We start from the raw sequence: 358 nt of genomic DNA on the forward strand, positions 1-358 counted from the left end.
CAACGGCCCGTTCGGCGGCGGGTTCGCGCTGCCGCTGCCGCACGTCCGCAAGACCGGCGGCCAGGCCCGGTCCGGGACGGCGGGGCGGCTCACCCGCCACGGCGACGGCTACGTGCTGACCACCCGGTCGGGTACCCGGCACTTCCTCGGTCCCGCCGACGGCGACGGCTGGTACCTCGACCGGACCGAGGACGCGCTGGGCGCGACGGCGACGTTCGGCTGGGCGCACCACAGCGGCCAGGCGTACCTCGCCCGCGTCGCCTACGGACCGTACGAAGTGGACTTCGCCTACGAGCCGCGGCCGGACGTCCTGCGCTGGGGCCGCGGCGGCACCCTCGTCACGACGGCGCTGCGGTGC

General features: G+C 76.8%; 1 pseudogene. It reads left to right on the forward strand.

Going from position 1 to position 358, the window contains the following annotated elements:
• A pseudogene (locus G3I65_RS04180) lies at nt 1-358 on the forward strand (hypothetical protein); the annotation flags it as partial.

The organism is Amycolatopsis sp. SID8362 (genome assembly GCF_010550475.1).
GTDB lineage: Bacteria > Actinomycetota > Actinomycetes > Mycobacteriales > Pseudonocardiaceae > Amycolatopsis > Amycolatopsis eburnea.